Annotated in this window: 14 protein-coding genes and 1 pseudogene; 7 read left to right on the top strand and 8 right to left on the bottom strand. The window is 62.4% G+C overall.

What is annotated here, in order from left to right; all coding sequences use genetic code 11:
• Positions 1–11 precede the first annotated feature (11 nt).
• From gndA to EOL86_09060, 7 genes are all read right to left on the bottom strand, one after another.
• A complete protein-coding gene (gene gndA, locus EOL86_09090; protein ID NCD25730.1) occupies positions 12–1409 on the bottom strand; it encodes an NADP-dependent phosphogluconate dehydrogenase in 1398 nt (465 codons plus the stop codon).
• A 93-nt stretch (positions 1410–1502) separates the two neighbouring features.
• The gene (locus EOL86_09085) at positions 1503–2411 is read right to left on the bottom strand and encodes a DMT family transporter (GenBank protein NCD25729.1); all 909 of its coding nucleotides are present in this window, start codon (positions 2409–2411) and stop codon (positions 1503–1505) included.
• Positions 2408–3445: an AraC family transcriptional regulator gene (locus EOL86_09080; protein ID NCD25728.1), complete on the bottom strand. Its 1038-nt coding sequence runs from the start codon at positions 3443–3445 to the stop codon at positions 2408–2410. The genes EOL86_09085 and EOL86_09080 overlap by 4 nt, the downstream gene beginning before the upstream one ends.
• Positions 3343–3711, bottom strand: coding sequence for a cupin domain-containing protein (locus EOL86_09075; GenBank protein ID NCD25727.1), 369 nt, complete (start codon positions 3709–3711; stop codon positions 3343–3345). Before EOL86_09075 ends, EOL86_09080 begins: the two co-directional genes overlap by 103 nt.
• A 2-nt stretch (positions 3712–3713) precedes the next feature.
• The gene (locus tag EOL86_09070; protein NCD25726.1) at positions 3714–4394 is read right to left on the bottom strand and encodes a CHAP domain-containing protein; all 681 of its coding nucleotides are present in this window, start codon (positions 4392–4394) and stop codon (positions 3714–3716) included.
• Between the two features lie 89 nt (positions 4395–4483).
• Positions 4484–5224 (bottom strand): laccase domain-containing protein, encoded by a 741-nt coding sequence (locus EOL86_09065; GenBank protein NCD25725.1) that lies wholly within the window; start codon positions 5222–5224, stop codon positions 4484–4486.
• The gene (locus EOL86_09060; GenBank protein ID NCD25724.1) at positions 5221–5811 is read right to left on the bottom strand and encodes a 5-formyltetrahydrofolate cyclo-ligase; all 591 of its coding nucleotides are present in this window, start codon (positions 5809–5811) and stop codon (positions 5221–5223) included. The genes EOL86_09065 and EOL86_09060 overlap by 4 nt, the downstream gene beginning before the upstream one ends.
• A 67-nt stretch (positions 5812–5878) precedes the next feature.
• Between EOL86_09060 and EOL86_09055 the strand changes: the two genes are divergently transcribed.
• The 7 genes and pseudogenes from EOL86_09055 (at position 5879) to EOL86_09025 (ending at position 9926) form a co-directional block, all read left to right on the top strand.
• Complete coding sequence (locus EOL86_09055; protein ID NCD25723.1) at positions 5879–6553, top strand: serine/threonine protein phosphatase; 675 nt, start codon at positions 5879–5881, stop codon at positions 6551–6553.
• On the top strand, positions 6550–7323 hold the full coding sequence (gene xth / locus EOL86_09050; GenBank protein NCD25722.1) for an exodeoxyribonuclease III: 774 nt from the start codon (positions 6550–6552) through the stop codon (positions 7321–7323). Before EOL86_09055 ends, xth begins: the two co-directional genes overlap by 4 nt.
• Positions 7320–7517 (top strand): hypothetical protein, encoded by a 198-nt coding sequence (locus EOL86_09045; GenBank protein ID NCD25721.1) that lies wholly within the window; start codon positions 7320–7322, stop codon positions 7515–7517. Before xth ends, EOL86_09045 begins: the two co-directional genes overlap by 4 nt.
• A gap of 85 nt (positions 7518–7602) precedes the next feature.
• A complete protein-coding gene (locus EOL86_09040) occupies positions 7603–7857 on the top strand; it encodes a hypothetical protein (GenBank protein NCD25720.1) in 255 nt (84 codons plus the stop codon).
• Positions 7854–8909 carry a cell filamentation protein Fic gene (locus EOL86_09035; protein NCD25719.1) on the top strand — a complete coding sequence of 352 codons (1056 nt, stop codon included), beginning with the start codon at positions 7854–7856 and terminating at the stop codon, positions 8907–8909. Before EOL86_09040 ends, EOL86_09035 begins: the two co-directional genes overlap by 4 nt.
• Positions 8910–8936: 27 nt before the next feature.
• Positions 8937–9229 (top strand): annotated as a pseudogene (locus EOL86_09030) (DUF1832 domain-containing protein).
• A 121-nt stretch (positions 9230–9350) separates the two neighbouring features.
• A complete protein-coding gene (locus tag EOL86_09025) occupies positions 9351–9926 on the top strand; it encodes a TetR/AcrR family transcriptional regulator (GenBank protein ID NCD25718.1) in 576 nt (191 codons plus the stop codon).
• A gap of 28 nt (positions 9927–9954) precedes the next feature.
• On the opposite strand, the gene EOL86_09020 is transcribed toward EOL86_09025, so the two are convergent.
• Positions 9955–10305: a sulfur reduction protein DsrE gene (locus EOL86_09020; protein NCD25717.1), complete on the bottom strand. Its 351-nt coding sequence runs from the start codon at positions 10303–10305 to the stop codon at positions 9955–9957.
• Between the last annotated feature and the right edge of the window lie 91 nt (positions 10306–10396).

Genomic DNA, 10396 nt, shown 5'->3' with positions numbered 1-10396 from the left:
ATCATATCATGTCACGACGCGCTCCAGTCCCAGTGAAAGGCGCCGGGTTGGTCGATGCGCTCGAAGCGGTGGGCGCCGAAGAAGTCGCGTTGGGCCTGGATCAGATTGGCGGGCAGACGGGCGGCGCGGTAGCTGTCGTAATAGGCCAGGGACGCGGCCAGGGTCGGAACCGGGATGCCGTGTCGCGCGGCCAGGGCCACGGTCTGGCGCAGGGCGGTCTGGCCGGTTTCGAGCCTTGGCCCGAAGGTTGGGGCCAAAAGCAGGTTGGGCAAATCGGCGGTGTCGAAGGCTTTGGCCAGATCGTTCAGAAAGGCGGCGCGGATGATGCAGCCCGCCCGCCAGACACGCGTGATTTGGGGCAGATCCAGACTCCAGGCCCAGGTGTCGCGGGCGGCCCGGAGCAGGGCGAAGCCCTGGGCGTAGGAAACGAGTTTGGCCGCGAACAGGGCCTGGCCGAGAGATTCGAAATCCGGTGGGGCGCATGGTTCCGTGGGGCCGGACAGAAGGGCGCTGGCTGTTTGGCGTTCGGTCGTCAGGGCCGAAAGCAGGCGCGCGTCCACGGCCGCGTTGATGGTCGGCGTGGCCACGCCCAGGTCCAGGGCGGTCTGGGTGGTCCAGCGGCCCGTGCCCTTGCTCCCGGCCTTGTCCAGGATCAGGTCCACGAGCGGCGTGTCCTTGTCCGTGGTTCGTAGAACAGTGGCCGTGATTTCGATCAGGAAGGATTGGAGCGGCCCGTGGTTCCAGGTTTCGAACGTGTCCGCGATGTCCGCCGCGCCAAGGCCGGCGCTTTGGCGCAGCAGATCGTAGATCTCGGCGATGAGCTGCATGTCCGCGTATTCGATGCCGTTGTGGACCATTTTCACGAAATGTCCGGCGCCATCCTCGCCCATGTAGGCCGTGCAGGGGCGGCCGTCGTCGGCCCTGGCGGCGATGGCTTTCAGCATGGGCGCGACCTGTTCCCAGGCCGGGCGCGGACCGCCGGGCATGATGCTTGGCCCGTGCAGGGCGCCCTGTTCGCCGCCGGAAACGCCCACGCCCAGAAAATGCAGGCCCTGGCGTGCCAAACGCTGCACGCGGCGGGCGGTATCCGCGAAATGGGAGTTGCCGCCGTCCATGACGATGTCCCCTGGTTCGAGCAGGGGCAGGAGCTCGTCCAACAGGTCATCCACGGCCTGTCCGGCCTTGACCATGAGAAAGATTTTGCGCGGCCGGGCCAGGGAGGCCGCCACGGATTTCAGATCGCGGGCGGCAAGGATGGCGTGGCCCCTGGCCGGTCCGGTCATGAAGTTTTCGGTCTTGGTCCAGGTGCGGTTATGGACCGTGACGCGCAGACCGTGGCGGGCCATGTTCAGGGCCAGGTTCTGACCCATGGCGGCCAGGCCGATCAGGGCGATGTCGTTGTCGTGCATGGCGGAGGTCCTGGTTGGGGTGAGGGACTCATGCCGCCGGGATACAGGCTTCCGGGGCTCGCCACAAGACAGGCGGCCGTGGGGCGTGTTTCGTCACTTTCGGACCGGCGCCGGGCGCTGGGTCATGAGGACCGAGGCCAGCACGGTCAGGGCCGCGACCAGTTGCACGAGGGTCATGGTTTCGCCCAGGAAAAAGAAGCCGCAGCCCACGGCGATGACCGGAATGAGATTGATGTGCGCGGCGGCCGTGGTCGCGTTCATGCGCGTGATGGACCAGTTGTACAGGGAAAACGCGCCCAGGGTCACGCCCGCGCCCAGAAAGAGGAGGGTCAGGATCAGGCGCTGGTCGAACATATCCCAGGACACGGACCCCAGGTGGACCGCTCCGGGCGAAAAGAAGACGCAACCCGTGACGACTTGCAGCACGGTCAGGCTCCACGGGCTGTAGCGTCTGCCCAGGGTACGGATGAGGAGCATGTTCGCGGCCGCGCAGGCCATGGCCAGAAGTTCCAGGGTGTTGCCCACGAGCGGGGCCGGGGCTTGATCCGTGGCCTGGCCGGAGAGACTGAGCACCGCGACTCCGGCCAGGGACAGGGCCAGTCCGGCGGCCGTGGCGAGGCGCATGGACTCCTTGAAGACCAGCCAGGCCCCAAAGCCGACCAGAAGCGGCACCGAGGCCGAGATGATTCCGGCCTGGGCCGAGGAGGTCAGACTCAGGGCCGAGGATTCCAGCCAGAAATAGAGGCAGGGCTGGAGCAGGACAGTGGGTACCAGGAGCTTCCAGTCGCCGGGACGGTAGCCGTCAAGGCGCACGGTGCGGATCAGGGGCAGGATGCAGATGAGGGCGATGACCATGCGCAGCCACATCACTGTCCAGGCCGGGAGCACGTCCAGGGCGGTGCGCATGGCCGAAAACGATCCGCCCCAGAGGATGACCGCGCCGAGCACGGCCAGGCGGGGGAAAAGCGGGGAAGATTCATGACGGGTGGAATCGGATTTCATGCGGCGTCTCCGTGCCGGAAGTCGGCGTGTCGGCGGTTGGCGTACTGGCCCGGCGTGGCGCCGGTGTAGAGCTTGAAGGTGTTGGTGAAATGCGCTTGGTCCGTGAAGCCCGTGGCCTGGGCCACCTCGGCCAGGGGCATGCCTTGACGGAGCAGGATGCGGGCTTGGTCCACGCGGAGCTGGGTGCGGAAGACATGGGGCGGAACCCCGGTCTGGCGTTTGAACTGACGCAGCAGATGGTACCGGCTCAGGCCCACGGCATCGGCCAGTTCCTGAAGGGTAAGCTTGCGTTCCAGGCCGGACGAGAGAATATCCTTGGCCCGGCGTACGGCCAGGGGCTGAAGACCATGATTGGCCTCAACCAGACCTCCATGGGCGCGGAGCACATCCCCCATGGCCCGGACCAGGGCTGATTCCCGCTCCAATTCTCCGCGGGGTTCGCTTTGGACGAGGACAAGGCGCTCCAAAACGGCGATCAGGTCCGGGCGGGTGCAGATGGTCGTCGTGAATTCCGGCCAGACAGACCGGCTCCGGGATGGTCCGTTTTTCTGGGCCTCGGGCAGATCGAGTGCCAGATCGCGCAGGGTGTCCGCGAGAATATGGATCATGGAGTAGGTGACGGCTGTTTTGCGGACCGGAACGCAGCAATGGATTTGCCCCGGATTGATCAGGCAGGCCTGGCCCGCGCGCAGGGTGCGTTCGTCCTGTCCCGGTCCCAGGCAGAGGCTCGCGCCCGCGTGCATGATCGTGATGGAGTACATCTCGTCATGGAAGTGGGCCGGAAAAACGTGGGCGCTGGCCTCGACCCGGCTGATTTCCAGACCGGGCCGGGTTCTCCAGAATGTGACCGAAGGTGCGTGCATGGGGTGGGTGATAGTTCCGGGGCCGCTGGTTTGTCTTGGAAAAAATTGCGCCGGCTTGAACCGGCGCGCTATGTTTCCAGGTCGAGATAGTTTTCGGGCGAAAATCGCGGTGAGCAGACGGCCAGAAACACGAGGTCCGCGCTGCCCGCATTGGTGATGCGTTGGCGGCATCCGGACGGAATGAGGACCACATCGCCCGGCCCGACCGGGCAGGCCGGCTGGTCCCCGACTTCGACCAGACCCCGGCCTTCGAGGATCAGATAGCGCTCTACCGTGCCCCGCAAGGCGTGCCAGGTCGTGGTCCGACCCGGTTCGACCCTGGCCCGGGCCAGGGACACGGCCGGATCGTCAGGGCCGTTGGACAGTTCGGTGATGAAACAGCCCTCAAGGAAGAAGTATTCCCTGGCCGGATCGTGCGGTAGAACGCGGGGTTGCATGGCTAACGCAGGATGAATCCGCGGACCTTGAGTTTTTTGGCCCAGGCGCCCCAGGGGCCGGTCATGAAGCTGGCCTCCATGGTATTCGGATAGAAGATGACCTTGGCATCCTTGTCCAGGTGGCATTTGCGGTCGTAGTTGGTGTGGCTGATGCGCAGGGTCCAGGTGCCGTCGCTGTTGCGGGTGGCGTCCTCGACATAGGCCGGATGGCCCGTGGGCATGCCCCGGCGTTTGTTCACGTCCAGGACCATGACCGATCCGGGTTTGGGCGTGGACGTGGTCGCCTTGTGCTTGCGCGCGCAGGCGAACCACTGCACCGGGCTGGTGTCACCCAGACGGCAGGTCATGATGCCGGTGCGGCAACGGGCGTAGATCAGGCTCTGGGGCTGGCAACGTGTGGTTATTGTCTTGGTTTTTTTGCCCTTTTTAACCTTGATTGTTTTGCCGGGCTGCAGCTTGAAGCAGGCCTCGCTGCTTTTGCCCTGATTGAGTGCCTCGCATTCGGCGCACGATTCGTCTTCGGCCGGCTGGACTGGCGCGGGCGTGACTTCGGGCCGTGGCAGGGGGGCCGGCTCTGGGGCGCGCTCCTGGGGCGCGGGCGGCATCGGTTCGGGCGCTTTTTTGGCGCAGGCCGAGACGGTCAGAATCAGGGCCAGGATTAGCAGGCGAAGGGTCAGGGTCATCGGATATCCTTGAAGGCTCGGCGCGGCGGCATTGGACAGCCAGGCGTCGCGGTTGGGAATGGTTGATGTTGATGTGGTGGCCGGGCTGCCTATTCCTCGATCCAGATCATGCCCACCTGGCGGCCGGTGATTTTGTCGCGGCGGTAGGAAAAGAACTGCTCCGACGAGGCCGTGCACAGGTCCAGGGAAAAGATATTGCGGCCCGGAATGCCCACGCCCATGAGTTGGTTGCGGGTCAGGGTCCAGAGGTCCACGCTTTTGGTTTCGGGGTTGTAGTAGGATCTGAACATGGGGTTCCACTCGTTCTCGAAGTTGACGAATTCGCTTTTGCCCGGTCCCAGGCTCGGACCGCGCACGGCCATGATCCGCGCTGGATCGACGCCGTAATAGGCGCAAAATTTGCGTACCCCGTCTCCAGGGAAGTTGCCGGCATTGCCCCTCCAGCCGCAGTGCAGGGCCGCGACGTGGCGGCCATCCATGTCGGCCAGCAGGATGGCCTGGCAGTCGGCCGTTTTCATGACCAGGGCATGGCCGGGGCGGGTGGTGCACAACCCGTCGCCCTCGATGGTCGGGCCGTCGAAAAAGTCCGTCTCCAGGTCCATGTACACGGCCTGTTCATGAACCTGACGCAGTTCCTGCCAAACCCGCACGCCAAGGCGCGTCCGCAGCTCCTCGCGGTTGGCGCGCACGGCTTCGGCGTCGTCGCCCACTTCCAGGGACAGGTTGCCCTGGGCAAAGGGGCCCTGGCTGATGCCGCCGCTGCGCATGCTGAAGACGCAGCGCACACGGTCCAGGCCGGGAAAGCGAAAATCCAGAAAGTCCACGCTCATGATTGGTTCTCCGTGAAGATGATGGTGTCCTGGGTGATGATGCACTGAACCGGCATGTCCCAGGGTTCGGCCGGGAGGCGCTCCGCGATTTGAAAATCATAGGCCAGGCCGACGCGCAGATGCGGGTGGGTCAGGCAGGTTAAAAAACGGTCATAGTAGCCGCCGCCGAAGCCGAGGCGAAAGCCGCGCCGGTCAAACGCCAGGGCCGGAACGAGGATAAGGTCCGGCTCGGGTTCGGTCACCAGCGGGGCCAGGCCGAGGATGGGCTCGGTCAGGCCAAACTGGCCCGGGCCCAGCTCGGCCGCGCTGTTCACGGCGTGGATATCCATGAAGCCGGGTTGGTTGTCGCGGCAGCGGGGCAGAAGGACCTGGACGCCGACGGTCCAGAAATGCTCCAGCAGGGGCCAGGTATCGACCTCGTTTTTGGTCGGCACGTAGAGCAGGACAGATCCGGCCAGCCGGGTTTCGGGCAGGTCCAGGAGGCGGGCCCGGATGCGGGCGCTGGCATCGCTCCTTTTGTCCCGGGTCAGATTGTGGCGTCTGGTCCGGAAAAGATTCCGAAGTTCCGCTTTGTTCGACTCTTGCATGCCTCTGGGTGCTCCTTTACCATGACAGGGAGGCAGGATTCCTAATCAACTTCCCCATGAGAGGCAAATGCAGGACATGGAACGTTTTTGGATCGCTTTTGGCGACATTCACGAGTCAATCGGTGGTGTCGCCCGTATTCCGGATTTGGAGCAGGCCAGCGCCGTGCTTGTGTCCGGAGATCTGACCAATTTCGGCGGCCGGGAAAGGGCGACGCGGGTGCTTGCGGCCATCGAGGCCCGCAATCCGCGTATTTTCGCCCAGATCGGCAATATGGACACCGCCGAGGCGGATGCCTTGTTGACGGAGCGCGGCCACAACGCCCATGGCCGGGTCACGGACCTGGGGCGCGGCGTGGGTCTGGCCGCTGTCGGCTACTCCACGCCGACCCCGTTCGGCACGCCGTCCGAGGTCGGTGAAGACCAGATCAGCCGATGGGTGCGTCAGGTTTTGGAGCAGGCCGCAGCCTTCGAGCATGTCATCCTCATGGTCCACACGCCGCCCCACGGCATGACCCTGGACCGGCTGGACTCGGGCGTAAGCGTGGGCAGCCCCGGCGTGCGCGCCCTGATCGAGGAATTTCAGCCCGCCATCGTCATCACCGGACATATCCACGAAGCCCATGGCCAGGACCGTCTGGGACGCTCGGAACTGTTCAATCCGGGGGCCTTCGCCGAGGGTGGTTTTGTCCGCGTCACGCACGACGCATCCGGCTTGCGCGGCCGTCTGGAGCGCATCCGATGAGCCTGCGTCTTGTGTCCTGGAACGTGAATGGCTTTCGGGCCGTGCTCGGCAAGGGGTTTCGGGAGTGGCTGGAGTCGGCCAGGCCCGACGTGCTCGGCCTGCAGGAGGTCAAGGCCGAGGAGCATCAGGTCGGCGCGGACCGGCATTTCGACGGCTATCGCTGTTATTGGAACGCGGCCCGGTCCAAGAAGGGCTATTCCGGCACGGCCTGCTACTCCCGCCTGGAGCCGGTGGGCGTGCACTACGGTCTGCCGGACCCGCGCTACCAGGGCGAGGGCCGGGTCATCCGGCTGGAATTCGAACATTTTCATTATTTCAATATCTATTTTCCCAATGGCCAGATGAGTCAGGACCGCCTGGATTTCAAGATGGGCTTTTACGACGCGTTTCTGGACCACGCCCAGGAACTGCGCCGCTTCAAACCCATCGTGGTCTGTGGGGATTTCAACACCGCCCACCGCGAAATTGATCTGAAAAACGCCAAGGCCAACGAAAACACCTCGGGCTTTTTGCCCATCGAACGGGCCTGGATCGACCGCTTCATCGCCCATGGCTATGTGGACACGTTTCGCCTGAAAAACGGTGATGTCGCCGACGCCTATTCGTGGTGGACCTACCGCTTCGGCGCGCGCTCCCGCAACGTGGGGTGGCGGATCGACTATTTCTTCGTGTCCGAGGAGCTGACGGGCGCGGTCCGTGACGCCTGGATCGCGGCCGATGTCCTGGGTTCGGATCACTGCCCGGTGGGCCTGGAGCTGGATCTGCCATGACGGACGACCTGCTCCGTCTGTCCAGGGAGGCGGGCCTTGCAGCCACCACCAGGAACGATATCCTTGAAGCGCTGCGTCGCGACCCGTTCGAGGACGTGCCGGCCGAAGTTTGGCAAGAATTCACGCGGGCGGCCGCGCTGCTATCGCTCTTGGATGAAGCGGCGGCGGACTCGGCGGAAGATGACCGGGAATAACACGGGCGGGAGCTTCTCTCGAAACGACAGCATCATTCACGGGAAGACGGCATGGAAGTGTCAGAACCGAACCACGGAATTTTTTATGCGCATCATGAACCTGAACAGCCAAGCGGGAAGGTCCCAGGTTGAAAAGTACCAGCGCGGCTTGTCCGGGCAGTTGGAGCTGTACCTCTTCGACATTCGCAAGTTCCAGGTCTGGGAAGCACCGCAATCGGTTCAACAGGGAGCCCCGTGGCTGGACGACCAAACCACCGAAAGCGCGGAGCAGGCACGGGAACTTCTCGACCAGGTCAAAACCCGCTTCGAGCGATGTATCGAGGAGGCGGCGCGGGCATGACAGGGAAGAAAAAGAAGGGCAAGGAGGTCTCCATCGTTCGTTCCTCGGCGGCGGAATATCTGACCTTTGTCGCCGCCAGTGGCTCGGGCGGCGTCGAGGCGGTCTATGCCGATGAAAGCATCTGGCTGACCCAGAGGATGATGGGCATGCTCTACGATGTGGAGACCCATACCATCAACTACCACCTGAAAAAAGTGTTCTCGGACAGTGAGTTGCAGGAAGATGCAGTTATTCGAAATTTTCGAATAACTGCCACCGATGGCAAAAGCTACAACACCAAACACTACAATCTGTCAGCCATCATCGCCGTTGGCTACAAGGTGAACTCCGAACGGGCCGTGCAATTCCGCAAGTGGGCCACCACTATCATCGATGAGTACACCATCAAGGCCTACGTGATGGACGATGAGCGGATCAAGAGCGGCGGCTCCATCCTGGTTGACCAGTATTTCGAAGAACAGTTGCAGCGCGTTCGTGAGATTCGCCTCTCCGAGCGCAAGTTCTATCAGAAGATCACAGATATTTATGCCACGGCCATTGACTATGACCTGACGGCCCAGGCCACCGAGCGCTTTTTTGCCACCGTGCAGAATAAGCTGCACTGGGCCATCCATGGGCAGACGGCGGCGGAGGTCATCGTTAACCGAGCCGACGCCAACAAACAGCACATGGGGTTGATCACCTGGAAAGACGCGCCGTCTGGGAAAATCCAGAAGTTCGACGTCAGCGTGGCCAAGAATTACCTGACCGAAGACGAAATGGCACAGCTCAGTCGGCTCGTTGCCGCCTATCTCGATGTTGCCGAGGATATGGCTCTGCGCAAGATTCCCATGACCATGCAGGATTGGGAAACCCGCCTGAACCGCTTCATCGCGGCCACCGACCGCGAGATTTTGCAGGACGCGGGCAAGGTGACCGCCGAAATCGCTAAGGCCCACGCCGAAAGCGAGTTTGAGAAATATCGCATCACCCAGGACCGTCTGTTTGAGAGCGACTTCGACCGCATGCTCAAACAGTTGCCCTTAAGCGGCCTCCCGGAGGAGGAACCATGAGCCTGACCAGCGAGGACGAACAGCTGCCAACGCATCATCCGTGAGGGGCGCTCGAAAGGGTGGTGGTGTTTTTCGCTAGTCAATCGCCCAACGACTATCAGCAGGATTTTTTCAACTTTCAGGAATTGCTTGAATTTGCATATATTTTTCAATGCGAGGGCGTTGCGTCTGGTTCAATGCAAAAAATTCTTGGGTGCAGCGGCAAGACGGCCAAGGGGCTCCAAGCAGAGATTTCCCGGCTTGAACCGTGGCAAGTTGTCAGTCGGAGCGGCGACAAGATCGAGGAATTCGTCAAGTTCACCGCCGAGGCGTTTTATTAGGAATTATTGAGCTTCACGCGGGCGGCCGCGCTGGTGGGAGAGGACACTGCCGGTGAATCGGCCTCGGATGACCGGGGAGAAGCGTTGGAGAACGGAATGGATTCGCGAAAAGGGATAATCAGTGGCGAGTAAACGAGATGAGATTCTGACGGCGGCCCAGGAGCTTTTCGCCGAGTACGGCTACGCGGGCACGACCATGCGCATGATCGCCGAAAAGGCGGGCGTGGCCTTTGGCCTGGTCGCGCATTATTTTGGCAACAAGGAAAACCTGTTTCTGGTGGCCGGGCACGAGATGATCGACGCCATGCTGGCCACCATCCGGGCGGACATCGCGGCGGCTGAAAATGGTTTGGAGGCCGTGGATATTTTTGTCACGTCCTACTTGAATTTTACCCAGACCCACCGCTCGACCTTTCCGACCCTGATCCGCTGTTCGCCGTTCAGCGACGACAACCCGCATTTGGACCGGCACAAGATTGCCTCGAAATTCGCGGAATTGATCCGGGAAATCGAAGTCAACCTGGAGCGGGGCATCCGTGACGGGTCCATCGCGCCCTTGCCGGTGCGCAACACTGCCCACATGGTTTACGCCGCCATTGTCGGCGCGGTGCGGACCGTGTTTCTGACACCCTTCGAGAATCAGGGCCTGTTCGAGGACGCCCGGCGCTTCATCTCGCGGAGCATCGCCGCCAGATAACCACGAAGGTATCTGGCGGCCGGGTGTGTCAGAAGTTGAAAACCTTGGCTTCGGCGGCCATGTCGATCAGGTGCGGGCCGCCATCCAGCTGCATGTTCGGAAAGAAGCTCGCTTCGTCCAGGTTTCGGTTTTTGGCGCAGGGCGTGCACACGCCGACCTCCACCTCGTTGTCCACCAGATAGGGCAGGTAATCGGCCGGACAGTCTCCGGTGATGGTCTTCTGGCTCAAATCCCGGGCTTTGTCGGCCCAGGCCACGCCACCGTCGATGAAAAACAGATTGACGTGATGCCCCTTGGTGTGGGCGATGCGGGCGAACTGAAAGCAGCGCGTGGCGGATTCGTTGTCGTCCTTGCTCAAAACAAATAAAAATTTTGCCATGATGTCCTCCCTGTCAGGTTTACGCCCCGCCTCCCTAAATGGAAGCATCCCGAAAAGCAATGACCCATGTGATTGAGCGGGAAAAATATCT

The sequence above is a fragment of the Deltaproteobacteria bacterium genome (assembly GCA_009930495.1).
GTDB lineage: Bacteria > Desulfobacterota > Desulfovibrionia > Desulfovibrionales > Desulfomicrobiaceae > Desulfomicrobium.
The sequence above is the reverse complement of the archived record's forward strand: the minus strand, read 5'-3'. Positions and strand labels throughout refer to the sequence as shown.